The organism is Streptomyces sp. NPDC038213 (assembly GCF_055600495.1).
On sequence record NZ_JBVJYM010000054.1, the window covers coordinates 1 to 20,124 of the forward strand.

The following is a 20,124-nucleotide window of genomic DNA, read 5'->3' on the forward strand; positions in this document are numbered from 1 at the left end:
CCCGCGGAGCGGGTTCCTGAGCGCTGCGCGCTCAGGACTGAACGGCCTCGCTGCGCTCGGCCGGGGCCCTTCGGGCCCAGCTCTCCGCTTCGCTCCGAGCCATGGCCTGGCCCTTCGGGCCGGAGTCCTGCGCTTCGCTCCGGACTGGCTCTGGCTCCGCTGCACTCCACCAGAGCGGGCCGGCTTCGCCGGCCTCCAGAGCTCCCGCGCTCCGCGCGGAAGGTGACCCCGTTTCACGGGGTCCAGGCCTTCGGCCTGTTGGGGTGGGTCCGCTCCGCTCCCCCCACCCCGAGATCCTTCCGGCTCCGCCTCCAGGACCAGCCCGCTCCGTGGGCAGCTGGCAGCAGAGCAAAGGTTTCCCCATTGCGCCGAGTGCACCACCTGGGACTCGTAAGGGCGAACCACCCTGGACCTCGCTGGAGACCGGCCCAAGTCCCAGGTCAGGGTGGACACGCCTCAACCACTCAACAAAAGGACCAGCCATGTCCACGGCAAGCAACGCACCGTCAGACCCCCAGCAGAACGGTGAACCCGACCTCCCTCGCCACGTCACCTGGCCCCACGGAGTCGACTACCCGGCGCAGCTGGAATTGCGAGACAAGCAAGGCCAAATCCTCGCCTACTACGACCTCCGCACCGAAGGCAACGATGCACGGTGGCAAATGAGGAATGTGGGTTCAGGCCCCTCCGACCGGCACCTGAAGACAGACGTCGTGGGTGTGGACTGGAGCCGATGACCACGCAACCCGGCTCCCCCGGCGAAAGCGACCCCGGGCATCAGTTCAACGGATTCGCCGTACTCGAAACCCTCACAGCCTTGCCTGTAAGCAGCTGGCGCTACACATGGGACCCCGAACACATCCGCCACCTTGGACCCATGGCACAGGACTGGCACGCAGCCTTCGGCCTGGGAGATACCGACACCGCAATCGACTTCATCGACACAAACGGCGTCACGATCGTCGCGATCCAAGCACTCCATCAACTCGTCACAGACCTCCAACAAGAGGTCACACAACTCCGATCACACCTGGCCACCCTCTCTCAACACACCACCAAACACTCCGCCCCGACGAGCTGAGCCCCAAGCCGCATCACCTGAGCTCTTCGCGGTAGAGAGCCGAAGCCCCCGTCGGCAACCCGAAGTCGACCCTCGGGCGACCGCCGTACCCAGGCCGCAACCAACCCGTACCTCCGGGACCAGGCTTGCGGCCTGCCGGGCTGTCCACTCCGCTCCCACCCTCAGGCGCGGGCGAGGGTCTCCAGACCGTTCCAAGGATGGTGTTCACCTGCTGTAGTTGACGATCGCCTGGAGGCCACGCCCCTCGGCTTTCTCACCGCCCTCCCCATTGGTCACATCCTCTTTCGCGTCTCCCAGAGGCCTGCTCCCGTCCCCCGGACTGTTGACGGCCTGATACGGGCGGCCTGCGGTGACGAGGGTGTAGGCGCGGGCGAGCGTCTCCAACTCGACGGACGACTTGCCCTTGTCCTTAGCCGCGCCAATCGCGGCGGCTTCGCTCGCGATCGCCTTCAGGAGCTCCTCGCGAGCAAGTGCAGCAGCAGGCGTCTGCGGCGCGGCGGTCAATGCCAGGCCTGCACCCCCCAACGCGGGCTGCTTCCCGTTGTCGCTCGCGGCGTGGTCAGCTTGGGTCTCGGGCAGACCTGGATCGCCCTCGGTCTTCTTCCTGGCCATGATCAACCCTCTTCCACTGTCGGTGAATGATCAAGCTAACGGCCTCGCAGCATCGATGGAGGCAAATCACCCAAACTTCCCGCATATCCACCCGCATCCTCGTGGAGCGGGACAGGACCCCCTGACACGGCTGGGCAGGAAACTAACGAGTGCATCATATTGCCGCAGCATGTACCATTGGCAGAAACGTAATGCATACGGCAGATACTCTGGATCGGTGCACTGGATGCCTGTCTATGAATACCATCCGGACGAGTTGGCGCAGATTTCTGTGGTCAGGCGGGCCACCGGACTCCACTTGAGCAAAGTGGAGGAGCAGCACAGGGCCGCCCGGGAGCGTGAAAAGCCGACGCTTGCTGGACCCCAGGAGCCGCGGAAGCCAACCGGGCTGGACATCGCCGTGTGCCAGCGGCTCGAATGGGCCCGGATCGTACGGGTCATGACGAAGCAGCAGATGACCGTGTACTCGCCGGACGAGGACGGTCGAGTAGCCCGCAGGGAAGAGCTGCGTATGCAGCGCAAGGCAACCGAGGCTGCCTGGAGCGAACAGTCGCAGGACGGACTGCCGCTGGAGGTGCTGCGGCACCGCGTCTACCGCATCACCGCCCGGACGACCACCGCCCCCGCAGAGGAAGAAGCCACGGTCCGGCACGTCTTCGCGGCCTCCGCCGGCGCGGCCGTCGAGCACGCCCACTCCATGCTCAGCCGGCCCGGCAGCCCCTACCACGACGACGAATACCGGATCATCTCCGTCGAGCAGGTCCTCCCCGAACCGGGAGAATTCTTTTGATCCAGCTCCGGGAACACCAGGCAGACCAGAAATCCGCGTTCCGGAAATGGGTCGGATTCCCTGCAAAGCCACCCGTGCCCCCGCAGGGCGCCCGGGCCACCATCGTGTCCGCAACCGGATCCGGCAAAACGATCACAGCCGCCGCCTGCGCGCTGGACTCCTTCCCCGGCGGCCGGATCCTCGTCACCGTCCCCACCCTCGACCTCCTCGCCCAGACCGCCCACGCCTGGCGCCTGGTCGGCCACCGGAACCCGATGATCGCCGTCTGCTCCCTGGACAACGACCCCGTACTGGACGAACTGGGGGTGCGCACCACCACCAACCCGATCCAGCTCGCACTGTGGGCTGCCTCGGGGCCGGTCGTCGTGTTCGCCACGTACGCCTCCCTGGTGGACCGCGAGGACATCGACGCACCCGAGGGCCAGCGGAAGGTTCGCGGGCCGCTGGAGGCCGCTCTGGCGGGCGGGGAACGCCTGTACGGACAGCAGATGGCGGGCTTCGACCTCGCGATCGTCGACGAGGCCCACGGCACCGCCGGCGACCTCGGCCGCCCGTGGGCCGCGATCCACGACAACGCACGGATCCCCGCCGACTACCGGCTCTACCTCACCGCGACCCCGCGCATCCTGGCTGCCGCCCGGCCGCAAAAGGGGGCCGGGGGCGAGGAGGTGGAGATCGCGAGCATGGCCGACGACCCGGACGGCACCTACGGCGCCTGGCTCGCCGAGCTGGGACTGAGCGAGAGCATCGAGCGGGGGATCCTCGCCGGGTTCGAGATCGACGTGCTGGAGATCCGCGACCCCTCCCCCGTCCTGGGTGAGTCCGAGGAGGCGCAGCGGGGCCGGCGCCTGGCACTGCTGCAGGCCGCGCTCCTGGAGCACGCCGCGGCGTACAACCTCCGTACGGTCATGACGTTCCACCAGAAGGTGGAGGAGGCGGCCGCGTTCGCCGAGAAGCTGCCCGAGACGGCGGCCGAGCTCTACGTCACCGACGCCTCCGACGCCGATCTCGCGGCCGCGGAGAAGCTGCCGAAGTCTTCGATCGACGCCGAGTTCTACGAGCTGGAGACCGGCCGCCACGTCCCGCCGGACCGGGTGTGGTCGGCGTGGCTCTGCGGGGACCACCTCGTCACCGAGCGCCGCGAGGTCCTGCGCCAGTTCGCCAACGGCATCGACGCCGACAACCGGCGCGTACACCGCGCGTTCCTCGCGTCCGTGCGGGTCTTGGGCGAGGGCGTGGACATCACCGGCGAGCGGGGTGTGGAGGCGATCTGCTTCGCCGATACCCGCGGCTCCCAGGTTGAGATCGTCCAGAACATCGGCCGCGCACTCCGCCTCAACAAGGACGGCACCACGAAGATCGCCCGCATCATCGTGCCCGTCTTCCTGGACCCGGGCGAGGACCCCAAGGACATGGTGGCCTCCGCGAGCTACCGCCCCCTGGTAGCCGTCCTCCAAGGCCTGCGCAGCCACGACGAGCGCCTCGTCGAGCAGCTCGCCTCCCGCGCCCTCACCCACGGCAAACGCAAGACCCACCTCCGGCGCGACGAGCACGGGCAGATCGTCGGGGCCGGCGGCGCGGGCGACGGCGAGGACCAGGAGGACGGCACCGACGCCGCAGCCGAGTCGGCGCTGCTCCACTTCTCCAGCCCGCGCGACGCCGCGACCATCGCGGCCTTCCTCCGTACGCGGGTCTACCGACCCGAATCCCTGGTGTGGCTGGAGGGCTACCAGGCCCTGCTGCGGTGGCGGGCCGAGAACGGGATCACCGGCCTGTACGCCGTCCCGTACGACACCGAGGTCCAGGTCGGCGTCACCAAGGCGTTCCCGCTCGGGCGGTGGGTGCACCAGCAGCGCAAGAACCTGCGCGCCGGCGAACTCGAGGACCGACGCAAGGCCCTCCTGGACGCCGCGGAAGCCGGGATGGTGTGGGAACCCGGCGAGGAAGCCTGGGAGAACAAGCTCGCCGTACTCCGCTCCTACCGACGGGCCACCGGACACCTCGCACCCCGACAGGACGCCATGTGGGGCGAGGACGACGAGACGGTACCCATCGGGCAGTACATGGCCAACCTCCGGCGCAAGGGCGCGAAGAACGGCCTGGGGAAGGACCCGGACCGGGCAGCGGAGCGCGCAGCGCAGCTGACCGCGATCGACGAGGACTGGAACTGCCCCTGGCCGCTGGACTGGCAGCGCCACTACCGGATCCTGGCAGACCTGGTCGACGCCGACGGCGTCCTGCCCCACATCGCGCCGGGCGTCGTCTTCGACGGCGACGACGTCGGCCGGTGGCTCCAGCAGCAGAAGCAGTCGACCAACTGGGCGCGGCTGCTGCCCGAGCAGCAGGAACGGCTGACCGTCCTGGGCGTGCAGCCCGACCAGGCGCCCGCTCCCGCCCCTGCGGCCAGTCGCGGGACGAAGGGGCCGAGCAAGGCGCAGCAGGCGTTCCAGCGGGGCCTGGCAGCCCTCACCCAGTGGGTCGAGCGGGAAGGCGCCCACCGCCCGGTCCCCCGCGCCCACGGCGAGGAGATCGAGGTCGAGGGCGAGGCCGAGCCGGTGGTGGTGAAGCTGGGTGTGTGGGTCTCCAACACCAAGAGCCGGCGCGACAAGCTCACCGCCGACCAGCTCGCCTCGCTCGCGAAGCTGGGCGTGGACTGGGCGTGACAGGCCGTCCGGCTCGTCGTTGAGCTGGTAGGTCAGCGAAGTGGAGGCCCCGGGACGTCGTGACCCGGGGCCTCCGCCGTGCCTTCCGGCAGCGGGGTTGGGCGGCCGGACCCGCCCTCACCGGCATCCTCACCGCCCCCACCCCCCACCCCCTCTTCCCCTCTTCCCCTCTTCCCCTCTTCCCCTCTTCCCCTCTCCCCCTCGCTCTCCTTGCCTTCCCGCACCCCCTCCGCCCCTCCTTCTCCGCTCCCTCGCCCTCCCCTCTTGCCCTCTCCCCGTCCCTCCCGTCCACGGTCTTGAGTAGTAGCGGTGCAGCCATTAGCGCTAAGGAATGATCTTCCTCGTATCTGCAGGGATCACCGACTGGCTTCTTCCTCGTGGTCTGCGGCGGTCAACTCGGCGCGCTGGGCGACCAGGCGCTCGCGCAGGTCGATCTCCTCGGGAGTGAGCGGGTCACCGGACCGGCGGATGCGTACAGGCTTGGGCCGCAGCGGCAGGCCGTCGTCCACCGCAGCGAGCGCGGCGGCCTCCTCGGCGTCGGCGAGCGCCCGGTACACCGAGGCCACCGACGGGTGCTCGCCAGCGTTCTTGCCGGTCTTGATGACCAGCTTCTTGGCGATCTCGGGCACCGGGGTGCCCTTGTCCTTGAGCGCGACGGCGAAGGTCAGCATGTCGTCGTCGATGACCTTGGGCCGGCCGCCGTGGTTGCCCTTGCGGGCGGCGGTCTGCTGCCCCTCCAGGGTCTTCTCCCGGATGTAGTTGCGGTCGAGCTGGGCGGCGACGGCCAGCACGGCGAAGAGCATCGAGCCCATCCCGTTGGGGTCGTAGACGCCGGTGAGCGGTCCGGTGAGGAGTTCGAGCAGGATGCCGGCGCCCTCCAGGTCGGCGGAGAGCTGCATCAGCTCGGCGGCGTTGCGGGCCAGGCGCTTCATCTCGTGGACGGTCAGGATGACGACCTGGTCGGGCGCGGCCTCCTTGAACTCGGCGGCGAGCTTGAGGGCTGCGGCCATTTCGGGGCGGTGCTTGACGCGGGTGCTGATCTTCTCCCGGAAGATCTTCGTGCAGCCCGCTGCCTCCAGGGCCTCGATCTGGCTGGCGAGCTCCTGGCTGACCATGGACGTGCGGGCGTACCCGATCCGCACGGGCCGGCTCTCGGCGGCGGGCTCGGGGGCGACGGCGAGCGCCGGGCCCGGCTGCCAGGTCCGGCCCGGGCCGCGGTCGGCGGGGACGAGGACTTCGAGGTCCTCGCGCAGCGCGGGTACGAGGATGAAGCGCGGCGTGTGGTACTTCGAGGCGGTCTTCCCGCCGAGGGTCCGGCACGGACTGCCGGGCGCAGCCTCACACTTCGGGCATTCGTGTCGTTCCACCGCAGATGCTGCCCGATCGGGCGTCAGATCCATGGCGGAAGTCTCTCAGAAGTGCTTCGCAGAAGTGCGGAGTTCTGAGAGGTTTTCTGCGAGAGCGGACCGGGGCGAATCGGACACGGTCCGGGCCTCTCGCAGAACTCGCACATCTGATCATTTCTGCGAGTGACACACCGTCACATACATCACGCTCGGCGACGCGAAGCGGCAATCAGGCGACCATGATCGTTCTCGCCGATAACCACGGTTCCGCTGATCCCCGAGGCCGAAGACCAGCTGAGTACATGGCCCGGGTGATCTTTCGGCGTTCTCCTGCGGGACCGTTCCCGCTTCGCGATCATGTCCGAGGCATCCCCTCTACTGGCAGGAGCACAGCAATGGCAGAGAGCATCACCTACGCGAACACGGAGTATCCGGTCCCGACTTACCGGTTCGTGCTGGACATCGACGGCGACGGCAAGACCGACGCAACTTTCGGAAACGTCTCTGGCCTCAACATCACGCACCAGACGATCGAGTACAAGGACGGCATGGGCGGCTGGTACCAGATGCCCGGCCAGGTCGACGGCACCAACGTCACCCTGCGCAAGGGCCTCATCCCGAAGGGCAGCCCACTGTTCGACTGGATCTCCACGGTCGCCGCGAACATGGTCGAGAAGAAGGACTGCACGATCACCCTCACGAACGAGGACGGCACCGAGACGTTCATCCAGTGGACCCTCACCGGCGTGTTCCCGGTGTCGGTGACCTCGCCGAACCTGAAGGACGGTTCCACCGGCGAGGCGACGATTGACGAGGTGTCCCTGCTCGCCAAGTCGGTCAACGTCAAGTTCTCCTGACCGTCGCCGCCACGGCACAAGCCGCTCGACCTGGTCCTCCTCCTCGCCGTGAAGGCCGCCGCAGGATTCTCTGCGCGGGGCGGGGAGGGGCACTGGCGCACCCGGTCGGCCGGGGCTACTCCTCGCTCTGGTCGTCGTTCGCCGCGGCCGGGTCGCGCAGCGGACGCAGCGCCCCCTCGGGCTGGGAGGGAGTGAAGGCGTAGCGACCGAGCACGTTGAGATGGCCGGCCTTGAGCGGGGACAGGCGGGCTACGTCCTCGTCCAGGACGTCGTGCTCGCGCTGGCCGGCGGGCAGGGCCCGCAGCGTTTCGACGGCGGCGTCCAGGTAGCGGGTGTTCCACAGCACCACGGCGTTGAGTACGAGTCCGAGGCTGGCCAGCTGGTCTTCCTGGCCGTCCTTGTACGCCTGCTGGATGTGGCCGCGCTTGCCGTGGCAGATGGCGCGGGCCAGGGTGTGGCGGGACTCCTGGACGGTGAGCTGGCGGTTCATCCGGCGCCGGTAGGTGTCGTCCACCGGGTCGACCAGGTCGAAGAGGTGGAAGGTCTTCTCGATCCGGCCGTACTCGGCGAACGCCTGGCCCAGCGGGGTGGGGTGGCCCTCGCGGCCGAACATCCGCAGCAGGTCGTAGGCGCGGACCTGGTTGGTGATCAGCGACCCGGCCACGCGCAGCATGTCGGGCCACTGCTCGCGGACCTTGCGCAGGTTGACCTTGTTGCGGGCGATGGCCTCCAGCGGCCCGTAGCCGGCCGCCGGTTGCTCGCCGGGTATGTCGGCGCGCCAGAACCGCTGGTCGGCCAGGTCGCGAAAGCGCGGCGCGAAGCGGAAGCCCAGCATCTTGAAGATCCCGAAGACCATGTCGGAGTTTATGTGGACAGTTCAAGTCGATCATCCTTCGGTTTGTCGTTTAGGGCGTCAGAGAGTCTGTTCAAGTCGACCAGTGGTTCACAGCTGGCCGCTGACTGTGACGGCCTGCGACTGAGCACTGGGCTGGGGCCACTGGGCACGTCAGACTGCATCCGGCTGTGCCAATGAACCTGTACCCCGACACGAAGGGCATCGGTTTCGCGGAAGTGCCGCCCAGGGCGGCGAGGGTTCGGGATACTCGCGCAGTCAGCGCACATACTTCTGGAGGCATCCCGTGGGACTCGTTGAGGGCCCGACCTTCGAGAGCCAGTTCAGCCCGAGCTGGGACTCCAACGCACTACCCGGTGCCATCGAGGCGACCACTTCGCCGGCCGCTTATCTGATCGAACTCCTCCAGTTCGCCCAGACCAGGGGGGCTGCTGTTCAGGCCGATGCCAGTGCGCTGGCCGAGGGTGACCGGCCCAATCTGACTGGGATCGTGCTGCCGGACGACACCGCCTCCGATCCGGCAGCCGCCAAGGTTGTCGCGGACGGGATCCAGCTCATCCTGGACACGCCCGCAGCAGCTGAGCAGCTGGAGCCGGACGAGGTCTCGCACATGGGTGTGCTTCTGGAACAGGCACGGGAGCGAGCTGGGGAGTAATCGCTGAGGGCGGGGTCTAGAGAGAGGATTCAAGTTGATCGACCTCGGGTGCGTTCGGATCCTCGAAGGGTTCGTTGAGGTCGGCCAGCAGCTTCTCGATGCGCTGGCTGGTGCAGCGGTGTCGTTCGACTTCCCGGTCCCAGCCGCGCTGGGCTGCGTCCAGGGCGAGGGTCTGCTCGACTCGGCGGCGCGTCCGTAGCCGTGGTGCATAGTCGGGTGTGGTGACGAACTTGGCGCACGCCAGGTAGAGGTCGCACTCGCAGGGGCCCTCGGCAGGCAGACGTAGGCACCGGCCGAGTTCGAGCTCGGTCTTGAAGAAGTTGGTCTTGAGCCAGTCGATCGAGGTGTCCGGCAGCGCGCCCGTTCTCAGCTCCTCAGCGGCCGGCCCGGCGATTGTCGCGCCGGGGCCGAGGACCGCGCGGTAGTCACGCAGCACTTCCTGGTCGCTGACCTGCGCGTAGACGAGTGCCATGCTCACTGAGGTGTGCCCAAGCACCTTCATGATGGTGTGCAGCTTCGCACCACGTTCAGAGAGTTGGGTCCCGACCGTGTGGCGGAACCGGTGGGCGGAGACGGTTCCGCGTCCGGTACCGCCGCGACCGCCCGGACGGACCAGTCCGGCAGCTCTGCAGGCGTCCTGGATCGGCGTCTCAAACAGGTAATAGGTCGACAGCAGCTTGCCGTGGCTCATGAACAGGTAGCGGATCTCCTCGCCGGTGCGCTCGTCGGTGAACGGACGCTCGGGCGCGTTCTTCCGCAGATCGATGACGGTCTGCAGGGCGGTGGCGGCGTCCTCGTGCAGCGGGACGACCCGCTCGCGGTAGGTCTTGCGTCCCGACAGCCGCAGCCGCGGGGTGCCGTCGGGGTAGCGGTCCAGGCAGTCGATCGGTAGGCGCTGGATCTCGGTGCGGCGGGCTCCGGACCAGCGGGCCACTAGTAGGGCGGCGCGTTGGAATGGGCAGTCGAGCGCCTCGATGGCCGGCATCAGCTTGTCGAGTTCGTGGTCGGGGATGAAGCGGGGCACCTTCTGGGGGTACTTGGGTGCGTCGCCCGCGCCGATGAGGGTGTGGCCGGGCACGTTGGCGTACTGCCAGACGGCGGTGTCGCGGAAGAACTGGGAGAGTCCGGAGATCCGCTGGATCCGCGACATCACGCCCAGCGGCTTACCGGTCCTCTCCGTCGGGGCCTGGGCGATGTGGCCGATCCAGCCGAGGCAGTGCTCCCTGGTGACATCGGCGAAGGTGGTGATCTCGGGATGGTTCTCGCCGAGCCAGACGCCGAACACGCGCACGGCGAGCTCCAGCTTGTCCACCGTCGACGGAGCGTCGGTCAGTTTGCGGGCCGCCAGCCATTTCTGGGCGACCGCCAGCATGCGCGGCGGCAGGTCCATCGGCGGCTTCCACGACGGCATCAGCTTGCGCGGCTGGGCGGCCACCTGGCCGCGGTGGAACAGCACGACCTGCAACTGGTGCAGATGGGTCACCCACTGCTTGGAGGCGTTGTCGCGGTAGCTCTGCGCCGACGGGTAGAAGCGGTGCAGGTCCTCGCGTTCGCTGAACAGCCGGACGCCTTCGAGCGCTTCGGCGATGTGCTCCTCGGTGATGTCCTCGGCGCGCGACAGGCCGGCGTGCAGGGCGATCCGGCTGACCGTCCAGTTCATCGCCTGCCTGGCCGAGCCTGCGGCGTATCCGAGCGCGATGGCTTCCTCGATCAGGGCGCCGGTGCCCAAGTCGATGCCCATCTCGGCGGCCGGGTCGATGACCCGCAGCTGCCCGGCGCCCAGCATCCACGGGTAGTCGAACGCGATGTGCCCACGCAGGGCGAGGAACAGCAGGTAGGGGCGGGCCCGGAAGGAGACCGGGAAGGACGGTGCCGTGTGCGGTTCGCCAGGCAGTCGGCCGACCCGTTCCACCAGTGGGGCGGCGAACCAGTCGGTCATGTTCGGCCAGCGCTGCATGAACACGCGGTAGTGCCGCAGCTTGGCGCCGCGGTAGCCCGGGTGGATGTCCTGCCCGTCCACGAACGCGAGGTAGTCGGCCTCGGGGCAGTGCCTCGCCAGGCGCCAAACGCGCTGCGGGGGCACCGCGAGCTGGGCTGCGGTGGAGACTGTTCCGGCCCTCACGTGTCGGCTCCGCCGCGGCCGAGCTGGTCGAGTGCCTTGTGGTAGTCGGTGACGACGGCCGGGTCGGAGACCCGGGTGTAGATACGTGTCGATTCGGGAGAGGCGTGACCGAGTCGCTTCTGCAGCGTCAGTTCCCGCATGCCGCCCTCCCACATGCTGGTCGCGTGGGTGTGGCGTAGGGCGTGCGGGGTCACCCATGGCTCGCGGATCCCGGCCCGCGTGCAGGCCCGGGAGAACATCCGCACCAGGCCGTCGTAGCTCAACGCCTCCAGCCGGCTGGTGCCGCGCCCGCCGATCAGGAACACCAGCCGGCTGTCGGCGTCGGCGGGACGCTCTCCCATCACGTAGGCGCTGACCGTGGCCAGGGTCTCGGCCTCGTGCAGGTCGACGACCCGTTCGTAGCGCGACTTCGACCGGGCGCCCTTGGGATGGTCGTCACGGTGACGGACCGTCACCCGCCGTCGGCCGTAGGCCAGGTCGTCCAGGTGCAGGCTGAGGACTTCGCCGGGCCGCAGGCCGCCATGGAGCATCAGCAGGACGATCGCCTTGTCACGCAGGCCCCGAAGCTGTGCAAGCAGGGCCTGGACCTGGTCATCAGACAGGGGGCGGGGCACCCGCTGCACGGTCTTGACGCGCACGGCCCGGCGGACAGGTCGCTGGCGGCTGGCCCGGCCCATGAAAGGGCGGTGCCGCTCGGAGACCCGGGTGAGCGCCGGGTCCTGCCGCTTCTCCAAAGGGTTGGCCCGCTCCAGCAGCCCCGACAGGATCGCGTACTCATAGAACGAGGACACCGCCGCCAGGATCCGGTTCACCGTGCTCGCCGCGAGCTTGGTCGCCGGCCCGTCGGCGTCCACGGTCACCACCGACAGGGTCATCCGCCGACGCGGACGCCGGGACGGTACCGACCGCAGGTACTTCAGCAGCGCGATCGAGTCCGGAGGGCCGAAGCGCTCCCAGCTCAGCCCGCTGCCGGCGAAGAAGAGCCACAGGTGCCGCAGGTCGTAGGCGTAGGAGACCAGCGTGTTCGGCGAGCAGTCCCGCGCCGCAAGGAACCGCAGGAAGCCGCAGACCACTTCGACCGGCTCGCCGCTGTCGTCGAGCAACTCGACGCGCAGTGACCCATTCTCCCGGCCCTCGCGTACCCGCATGGAAGCCTCCGCCGCCGTCGCACTCGACGGCCCAGCCGGCCGCCCCCGACCCTCAACGAGAGGCGAGGTGTCCATGTAACTAAATACGAGGCGTTGTCGGTCGCCACCATCTCCGGGCGCACGCCGCCGTCCAGGTTCAGCAGGGTGTCCAGGATGAACAGGGAGTCGCGCGGGGTGCCGGGCACCAGCATCGCGCCGATCCCCGAGACCTGGTCATTCAGTGCGTTGAGCCAGGTCAGACCCCTCTTCTGGCCAAAGTACTTGGGTGAGGGCGCCGAGTTGATGCTCCGCTTGGGCACCACGAACCGCAGCCCGTCGACCGAGGCCAGCAGACCCCCGCCCCAGGCATGCGCGAGCGGCACCTTGGCCTGCGCGGCGATCAGCGACGCGTTCGCCGCGGCGATCGTGTCGACCCGCAGGTAGTTCTGGTCGACGTGGGAGAGCCGGTCGCGAGTCAGCTCCGGGTAGACCGGGTTGGTCACCGGGGTCAGCCCGATGTTGCAGCTCTCCGAGACCAGCAGCGCCACCAGGCTGATCGGCAGGCCCTCCATCCGGGTCGCGCTGGTGGACACGTGGGTGAAGGCGTCCAGGAACCCGGTCCAGGAGTGCACCTCGAACAGCAGGTCCGGCAGGTCGATGCGCGGCAGCATCGCCAGCGTGGTCTTGCGCAGCCACCGCAGCGACTCGCTCTCGCCGAGCGCCCCGAGCTTGTCCACGCTCAGGCGGGCGCGGCCGCCGTCCGGCGGCACCACGATCTCCACCTTCGCCGCCGGCCCCGCCTCCTCCAGCCGCGCGGCCATCTGCCGCCACGCCGCGTCCAGGCCCCGGGTCAGGCCCTCCAGGTGCTCGTCCACGCTCTGCTGCAGACTCAGGCCAGCCAGCACGTCGTCACGCACAGCCTCCCACCGGGCGCCGTCCAGCAGCCGGGCCCGCGGGTCCGACCAGCGGTTCGACGGCGAGGCGAAGACGTCGCGGCGGGTCAGCGCGCGGTGCAACTGCTCCAGCACGCACACCACGTAGGCGTCCCGGTCCACCGCGCCCTCGGGCAGCGCGGTGTTGGAGTACACCGCCTTCTTCCACGCGGGCGGCACCAGCTCGGCGTCGATCTCCTTGGGCAGCAGCGGGCGCTGGGCGACCTTGCGCCGGGAGAGCACCGGCAGCTTGCGCACCGCCTTCAGCACCCGCCGGCCGCCCTGCGCGGCGCCCAGCGCGTCGCTCTCGCCCAGCAGTGCCAGGAACGGCCGCACCGTGTTGTAGCGGCCGGTCAGCTGCTGGCGAAGCGCGATCTCCGCCGACCCGTCGTCCTCGGGCACCAGCTGCTCGACCACCCGCACCGCGTTGTTCACCGCAGCGCGGGAGGCGACCTCCTCCACCGCCCGCCACAGCGCGGCCACGTCCAGGTCGGCGCCGGCCTCCTCGGTCAGCTCCAGCTGCCCGACCAGCACCCGGGCGGCCTTGGCCAGGGTCCGCGAGGCCTTCTCCAGGTGAGGCAGCATCACCAGCCGCTCCCGGTCCGAGGCCCGCTTGGACGGGCCGATAAGCCGGGTCGCCATCAGCAGCGCGAACAGGTCCAGCGCGTCGTCGATCGCCGCGGCCTCCAGGCTTCGCACCACCGCGGTCAGCAGCGCTGTCCGCTTGGGCTCCACGGTCCGCTCCAGCGTCTGGGCCTTCGAGGCGAGGCCGTAGCGGGCCAGCGTGGAGAGCCGGTTCACCGGTACCCGTGTCAGGTTCACCCGCCCGAGCTGGAACGCGGAGATCTCGTTCACCCGGTCCAGCGCCCGCGCCATCGCGGTGCCCGTCGTGCGGGTCGGCGGCCGGCGAAGCCGCTCCAGCTCCGAGATCCGCGCGCCGTCCGGGACCTCCAGCAGCCGCACCAGCTCCGCCGCGAGTGCCGGATCGGCCCGGTGGGCGGCCCTGGACACCGTGGTGAACAGCCGCTTCTCCGCCACCGCCCGGGCCTCCGAGACCTGCCGGGCCAGCACGCTCACCCCCGGCAGCAGCACCCGGTTGCGTCGCAGCCACGCCACCGCGTGGTTGAACAGTGCCACCGGCCCCTCGGCGTGCGTCCAGGCGCGGCCGTGCAGGAAGGTGCGGAACTCCCGCCCCCACACGGGGTCCTCGTACTCGTGGTAGCCGTAGGCGTCCCGGATCTCCCAGGCATGCTCGTACGGCGTCATCTGCCGCTCGGTGTACCGCTTCACGCACGAGGCGTCCCCGGTGCCCAGCTGCTCGGCCAGGTAGTCCACCACCGCCCACGGCACGTCCAGCGGGTCCGGCAGGAACACCCCCAGATACCGGACCGTGCAGATCTGCAGGGCGAAGCCCAGGCGGTTGTGGTCACCCCGCCGTTTCGAGATCAGCAGGCGGTCCTCGTCATCGAGGAAGAAGAATCGCTCCAGCTCAGGTCGGGTCGGCACCTCCTTGAAGGTGCCGTAGGACGCGGCCTGATCATCAGTCAAGAACTCAACGGGCACGGCCACTGACCGTACGCGGGCAACTACAAGGCAGGAGGGCGGTTTACCGAACCGCGATCAAGTACTTCCCGCCGCTGACCTGGGCCGGGGCCTTAGCGCTAACCGCTGTACCGCTACTACTCAAGACCGGTCCAGCCCTCTCTTCCCCTACCCCTCCTACCTACAAGTCTGGCTAGTCACCAGCTGGAATCCACGCCCTGACCAGGCACGATGCGGTGGGTTTCGGAAAATGGCTCCCCCCTTTGTTCACCCACATGTTCACCCCTATGTCCGCCCCCTTGTTCACCCCGATGTGAACCCCCACCGTTGACCCTCACCCCGGTGGTTTGCGTCGTCTGGACGCCCCCAGCCTGCACACGGCCGGACGACACGGCACCATCGGACCCAGTCCCTGGCCGCGGCACTCCCCCCGGCCGCGGCCGGGGACAACAAGACGGCCCCAGGGGATACCGGTCAGACAGGCGGCCTCCCCGGGGCCGGCCAAGGAATCGACGACACCGGGCCTCACCCACGCTTCACCGCCGACCTCACCAGTAAGGTCCCCGCCCCAGGCGAAGCGCCCGCCCGGCTCCCAGGCGGAAGGTCAACGGCACGGCAGCAGCCAGCCGATCGACTACCAACCTCACCAGTTCAGCCCCGTCGTGAAACTCACCGGCAAAGTCACCGGGAACCTCACCACGGACCTCACCGGTGAGTTCCGCAAAGGGCGGTGAGGCGACCCGGCCACGAGCGCCGCCAACCGCAGAAGTCCCGCGGCTACGCTGCGAAAGAGGGTTGCCCATGGCCGGTGACCTGGGCAAAACGAAGATCACCTCCGGGCCTTCAGTTCGCCCGGTGTTGGAGCGCGTACGTCTCGTCCGGCACGGCCGTGCCGTCGGCGGCGGGGTGGTCGGTGGTGCCGGTGCGGGTGAACCCGGCCTTGATCAGGACACGGCAGGAGGCCGGGTTGGCGGGACGGTGCACGGCTTCCACCCGGTCCAGGCCTGCGGTGGTGAACGCGAAGGCGCTTCCGTGCGCCCCAGAGGGGACAGCACCGGGGCCGCCGGAAGAGTGATTCCGCCCTCGCGTACGTGGGCGCGGTCCTAGTCGTATCGGCACAACTCGCGTTATTTCAAAGGCTATTGACACCGTTTCATGCGGTCTGTCATGTTCTGTCGCCAAGGTTCAAGGCGAACGAGCGAGAGCGAGGAAACCCCATGGCTCAGCGAACCGAGTACGACGAGGCGCAGGCCGCGAAGCGGCTGCACACGACGGTCGTGGTGCTGCGCTGGGCGCGGCACGTGGGTGTGGTCCCGGATCCGGACGTGCGCGGCTTCGCGTGGTCGCGGTCGGCGGTGGAGGCGATGGACGCGGAGGCCGTGCGGGCTGCGATGCCGCGCGAGGCGGTCTCGCCGTACGAGGCGGCGAACCGCATCGCGGAAGCGCTGGGTACGCCGAACGAGCCCGGCGAGCCGCCGGCGGTGTCCTCCTACGCGGTGGGGCGGCTGATCGCGCTCGGCCTCCTGATCGACCTCAGTGCCAACGGGAAGTACAGCTCCCTCAACCCCGACCAGGTCGACCAGGTCGCCGCCCGGGAGGGCCTGGCCGAGCTGCTGGCCCGTGAGGCGCCGCTCGGGCCGGAGCAGGCCGCCGCCCGCCTCGGCGTGCGCCGGGTCGATTTCGAGTGGATGCGCCGCCTGGGCTGGATCGCTCCCGTCTCCTGGGGCCGCGTCCAGTTCGGTGCGAGCAAGGCCGGTGCCGTCAACGTCCCCCGCTTCGCCGCCGGCCACGTCGACGACCTGCCCGGGGCACACCCCGAGGTCGACTGGGCGCAGCTGCGCACGGTCGGTAAGGGCCGGCGCTCTCCCCTCGCCGTGCTCCAGGCCCAGCCGGCCTGACCACCCCGCTCCTGGTCAGTTTCGACGCGGCGGGCTTCGGCGTAGGCCGGTGTCGCTCGCCAGGGTGGTCTTCCCCGTTTCGTGAGTGTGGCGTGGCCAGCGGGCGACGGCGCCGTGGTTGGCTGCGGCCTGGGCGATGCCGGGCCACGCTGGCGGTCGTCTGGGATGTGAGGGATGGCGGTTTCACAGCCGCAGCGTGAGGAGCCTGGAGGCGGCCGACTCCCGGGAGTTGTGACCCGGGAGAAGTGGCAGCGTGTCCCGAAGCCCACCCGTGCGTCACGCTCACCCGGCCGTTCAGCAGACGGCTGAGACAAAGACAAGCAGGTGGTGAGCCCCGGTGCCGCGCGCGAACGGCCAGCTAGCCGCGAGCGTGCCGGAGCCGCGAAGTCGCGTGGCGGTCTTCGGCTACGCGTACGAGCCGGGCCCGGCCCTCCGCTCCGTCGGGGGACCGGGCCCGTGCCGTATGCCCGCCTGCTCGGCCGGTCTTCCCACAGCAGCCGACGTTCGGCATCGTGATCCTGGTGGTCTATCAGGGTGTGGCTGACAGGGCGCGTGATGGGCCGCCATGCTGTCGGGCATGGACGACACGCTCCTGGACCGGCTGGAAGCAGCGCTGGACGAGCTCAACGGCACCGCCCCGGACCGGCAGTGCTTCGCTCGCGTCGACGAGGACGTCCTCGGCGTTCTGGTCGACGCAGCCGAGCGAGCGGCCAAGGCGCAGGCGCAGGTGTGGGCGCTGGTGGACGCGACCGTGGATACCGAGCCGTCCCTGGTGCGATGGGGCGCCCGCCTTTTCCACGACCTGTCCGCCACGGGTGAGGAGGCCGCCCGGACCGACGCCGCGATGCGCGAACGCGCCGCCGAGGCCGCGCACAATCAGGCCCGGTGGCGCCGTGAAGCGCTGGACAAGGTGAGCCGGCTGGTGGCCGAGAACAGGGAACGGCTGGCCAAGCAGGTACAGCAGGCTGAAGCCGAGATCGCGGCCGGCCCGCCCCCGCGCCCCGAGCGGGGCTTCGGAACTCTGTAGCCCCGCCGCCCGCGGGCCTGCCGAGTTCAGTCCCCTACGGGCGCTGAGCCCCACCCTTGCACGAAGTCGGCCAGGGCACGGCGCTGTACTTCCTCACAGACAATCTGCCGGGCGAGCACGGTGCGGTCGATGCAGGGGTCGACGGCGGCGAGCACCAGGCGCTGGAGTTCGGCCGGTTCCATATTGGTAGGTCCGGCTATTGGAGCTTGCGGAGTTCCCCCTCCTCGTGGCGGAGCGGCATCCCACGCTGTGGGACGCTTTGTCTGCGATCAGGGATTTGTCGGGGGCGGTCGTTAGCCTGAGGCCATGGGGGACAACAGGGCGGGGGCAAACCCGTACTCCACAGGCGGCGGCGGCACTGTGTTGGAGCACACCTATGGCGCGGTGTTGCTCACCCATCTTCTGACTGGAGAGCCACTCGCGGTTCTCGGAGACGACGTTGAGCCTGTCGAGGTGTCGTTCCAGGATGCTGCAGAGAGCCCTGTCGACGACCTCTTGGTGCAGGGACTAGACCCGCGTGGTGTTACGCACCGTGTTTCCATTGCGGTGCGTCGGGACCCGAACCTGGTGCAAAGCGATAGGGACTCGATCAAGCTCATTGCCACCTTTATCCAGATGCTGGAGAAGTACCCGGAAGAAGTCGCCGCTGGGCAGTGGCGGCTTGCACTGGCCGTAGCGGCACCCCATCAGCAAGCCAAGGATCTCGACACTCTGTGCGGCCTCGCCCGCGTCCACTCGGATGAGAAGTTCCGAAGCGTGGTGGCTGTGCGTTTCAACAGAGACGTGCGTGGGCGGCTGGAACAGCTGGACGGTCTGGTGGCGGCAGCAGCCACGGCCACGGCCCATTCCGAGGACCTCACCTGGCGGCTGCTGCGCGCCCTGAGCGTGGTCCAGCTGGACCTGCAGAGTACGAACCCGACACACCGCACCGCCGCGCTGCACCGGCTACGTGCCGCTCAGCCTGGCCGGGATCTTTCTGAGGCTGGAGCGATGTTCAACAAGCTCGTGGTCTTGGTCGGCGGCTACGCCCCCACGGCCGCGCGCCTCACCCTGGAGAAACTGCGAGGCGACCTCAGCCTACTGCAACCCACCCCGCGCGAGCAGGATGTGCACGACTACCTGCGACGGATAACCGAGCATCTCTCCCGAGACCTGCCCGAGATGGTCCCTCTGACCCTCTCCACACAGAACAACGAAACGCTGGACTCGTCCGAGTTCCCGAACCACCTGCAACCGGGCAGGCACGTGTACCTGGTCGGACCATCCGGTACCGGCAAGTCTCACTTGCTCCGGCACACTGCCCTGGCCCTTTCCCAGGGCCCCTGGTTCCCTGTCTTCGTCGAGGCGCGGCTTTACGGCGACGACGGGTTGCAGGCCCTCCTGGACGACTCCCTCGATGAGTACTCCACCTCTCCAGCATTGCCGCTGCTGCGTTCCGCCCGTGCCCTGGGACGCCACTGCGTTCTGCTCGTGGATGGCCTCAACGAGTGCCCGCCTGCTCTGCGAGACCGGCTCGAACGTCAGCTGGGCGCGCTCTGTCTGCGCGAGGATCTGACCGTCGTAACGACAGGCCAGCCCACCGTCACAGCTCCTCGCCTGCTCGGGGGCGCGGTGATCAAAGCCGAACTGCCGACCATCGAGGAGCGCGAGGCGATCCTCCGCGCGTACGGCGCGGACCCAGACGACCTTCGCTTTTCGCCGTTCAGCACGCCGATGGAACTGTCGGTGGCGGCCAGTCGGGCAGGTGACCTACAGCCCGGGGCCGGCCGGGCGCTGCTGCTCGACTCGTACGTACGCGAGCGACTCTCGCAGGCCGAGCACCGCATCGAGGTCCGCCGACTACTGGCACGCTGGGCGCTGGCCATGGATCAGCAGCTCACAGCTGCCCTGACCATCGGCGAGGCGGAGAGCACCGCCACACCGGGAGTCTCCGCCGAGGTTCTGGCCGAGGCTCTGCGCTGCCCTCTCGTCAGAGTCGCCCGCCAGCGCGTCAGCTTCGTTCATGAGTTCTACCAGCGCCTCCTCGCCGGGCAGGCTCTGGTCGACCAGCACAGGGGCGACAACAAGAGCCTAGTCCGCAAGCTGCATGAACCTCGGCACCGGGACCTGGCCGAGTACGTCCTCGCTCTGGCCCACGACGAGGACACCACCCGACGGATCATGAAGAAGCTAGCGGACGGTTCACTCATAGGGCAGGCGCTGATCGGACGGTTCGGCCAGCACGCTGAGGACGTCGCGTCCACGCTGGCGCGCCCGCTGCTCGTCAAGACAAGCCGGGCCATGACCGGCGCAAGCATCCACTTCGGTGATAGGGCACAGCTGAGGCTGAGCCGTGCTCCCGCTCTGGACCCTTACAGCTCAGCCGTCTTCACTGCTGTCGGAACAGCGCTCCTCTCGGGTCGCCTCTTCGGCGAAACCGTTGCGTTGCTTCAGGCCACTGATGCCGCGTTGCAGAACGCGACCCTCGCCACGCCCCGGCACCCGCAGGAAACCCACCCGTTCCTCGCAGGGCAGGCCCTGCACTCAGGGGACTGCTGCGTGATCGGGTGACAGTTGGGGTTTACGCAGCGAGTGCTGTGTGAGGGGCCATGATGGTTTCGTACTCGACGGGCGTCAATC

At 69.0% G+C, this 20,124-nt stretch carries 13 protein-coding genes and 2 pseudogenes; 8 read left to right on the top strand and 7 right to left on the bottom strand.

Going from position 1 to position 20,124, the window contains the following annotated elements:
• The first annotated feature begins 733 nt into the window (after positions 1–733).
• Positions 734–1,081: a tail fiber domain-containing protein gene (locus tag ACZ7JZ_RS35295; protein WP_470947058.1), complete on the top strand. Its 348-nt coding sequence runs from the start codon at positions 734–736 to the stop codon at positions 1,079–1,081.
• Positions 1,082–1,285: 204 nt separating this feature from the next.
• On the opposite strand, the gene ACZ7JZ_RS35300 is transcribed toward ACZ7JZ_RS35295, so the two are convergent.
• Positions 1,286–1,693 carry a hypothetical protein gene (locus ACZ7JZ_RS35300; RefSeq protein WP_470947060.1) on the bottom strand — a complete coding sequence of 136 codons (408 nt, stop codon included), beginning with the start codon at positions 1,691–1,693 and terminating at the stop codon, positions 1,286–1,288.
• A 439-nt stretch (positions 1,694–2,132) separates the two neighbouring features.
• Here ACZ7JZ_RS35300 and ACZ7JZ_RS35305 point away from each other — a divergent pair, with 439 nt between their 5' ends.
• Together ACZ7JZ_RS35305 and ACZ7JZ_RS35310 are read left to right on the top strand one after the other, a co-directional pair.
• Complete coding sequence (locus tag ACZ7JZ_RS35305) at positions 2,133–2,483, top strand: hypothetical protein (protein WP_470947063.1); 351 nt, start codon at positions 2,133–2,135, stop codon at positions 2,481–2,483.
• Complete coding sequence (locus ACZ7JZ_RS35310) at positions 2,480–5,146, top strand: helicase associated domain-containing protein (RefSeq protein WP_470947066.1); 2,667 nt, start codon at positions 2,480–2,482, stop codon at positions 5,144–5,146. Before ACZ7JZ_RS35305 ends, ACZ7JZ_RS35310 begins: the two co-directional genes overlap by 4 nt.
• A 356-nt stretch (positions 5,147–5,502) precedes the next feature.
• Here ACZ7JZ_RS35310 and ACZ7JZ_RS35315 read toward each other — a convergent pair whose 3' ends face one another.
• Positions 5,503–6,546 (bottom strand): recombinase family protein, encoded by a 1,044-nt coding sequence (locus ACZ7JZ_RS35315; RefSeq protein ID WP_470947069.1) that lies wholly within the window; start codon positions 6,544–6,546, stop codon positions 5,503–5,505.
• A 341-nt stretch (positions 6,547–6,887) separates the two neighbouring features.
• Between ACZ7JZ_RS35315 and ACZ7JZ_RS35320 the strand changes: the two genes are divergently transcribed.
• A complete protein-coding gene (locus ACZ7JZ_RS35320; protein ID WP_470947072.1) occupies positions 6,888–7,349 on the top strand; it encodes a phage tail protein in 462 nt (153 codons plus the stop codon).
• A gap of 115 nt (positions 7,350–7,464) precedes the next feature.
• Here the strand turns inward: ACZ7JZ_RS35320 and ACZ7JZ_RS35325 are convergent.
• Positions 7,465–8,211 (bottom strand): annotated as a pseudogene (locus tag ACZ7JZ_RS35325) (Tn3 family transposase); the annotation flags it as partial.
• A 277-nt stretch (positions 8,212–8,488) separates the two neighbouring features.
• Between ACZ7JZ_RS35325 and ACZ7JZ_RS35330 the strand changes: the two are divergent.
• On the top strand, positions 8,489–8,857 hold the full coding sequence (locus tag ACZ7JZ_RS35330) for a Tc toxin subunit A (RefSeq protein ID WP_338704124.1): 369 nt from the start codon (positions 8,489–8,491) through the stop codon (positions 8,855–8,857).
• Between the two features lie 16 nt (positions 8,858–8,873).
• On the opposite strand, the gene ACZ7JZ_RS35335 is transcribed toward ACZ7JZ_RS35330, so the two are convergent.
• The 4 genes and pseudogenes from ACZ7JZ_RS35335 to ACZ7JZ_RS35350 form a co-directional block, all read right to left on the bottom strand.
• Entirely contained in the window at positions 8,874–10,877 is a 2,004-nt protein-coding gene (locus tag ACZ7JZ_RS35335) for a tyrosine-type recombinase/integrase (protein ID WP_453205735.1), read from the bottom strand.
• A gap of 98 nt (positions 10,878–10,975) precedes the next feature.
• Positions 10,976–12,082, bottom strand: coding sequence for a tyrosine-type recombinase/integrase (locus ACZ7JZ_RS35340; protein ID WP_451414097.1), 1,107 nt, complete (start codon positions 12,080–12,082; stop codon positions 10,976–10,978).
• A 128-nt stretch (positions 12,083–12,210) separates the two neighbouring features.
• Positions 12,211–14,601: pseudogene (locus tag ACZ7JZ_RS35345) on the bottom strand (Tn3 family transposase); the annotation flags it as partial.
• Positions 14,602–15,423: 822 nt separating this feature from the next.
• On the bottom strand, positions 15,424–15,729 hold the full coding sequence (locus tag ACZ7JZ_RS35350; protein ID WP_470947084.1) for a GNAT family N-acetyltransferase: 306 nt from the start codon (positions 15,727–15,729) through the stop codon (positions 15,424–15,426).
• Between the two features lie 68 nt (positions 15,730–15,797).
• Between ACZ7JZ_RS35350 and ACZ7JZ_RS35355 the strand changes: the two genes are divergently transcribed.
• The 3 genes from ACZ7JZ_RS35355 (at position 15,798) to ACZ7JZ_RS35365 (ending at position 20,055) form a co-directional block, all read left to right on the top strand.
• Positions 15,798–16,478: a hypothetical protein gene (locus tag ACZ7JZ_RS35355; protein ID WP_470947075.1), complete on the top strand. Its 681-nt coding sequence runs from the start codon at positions 15,798–15,800 to the stop codon at positions 16,476–16,478.
• 577 nt (positions 16,479–17,055) lie between these two features.
• Positions 17,056–17,505 carry a hypothetical protein gene (locus tag ACZ7JZ_RS35360; RefSeq protein ID WP_470947078.1) on the top strand — a complete coding sequence of 150 codons (450 nt, stop codon included), beginning with the start codon at positions 17,056–17,058 and terminating at the stop codon, positions 17,503–17,505.
• Positions 17,506–17,811: 306 nt separating this feature from the next.
• Positions 17,812–20,055: an NACHT domain-containing protein gene (locus ACZ7JZ_RS35365; RefSeq protein WP_470947081.1), complete on the top strand. Its 2,244-nt coding sequence runs from the start codon at positions 17,812–17,814 to the stop codon at positions 20,053–20,055.
• The last annotated feature ends 69 nt before the right edge of the window (positions 20,056–20,124 follow it).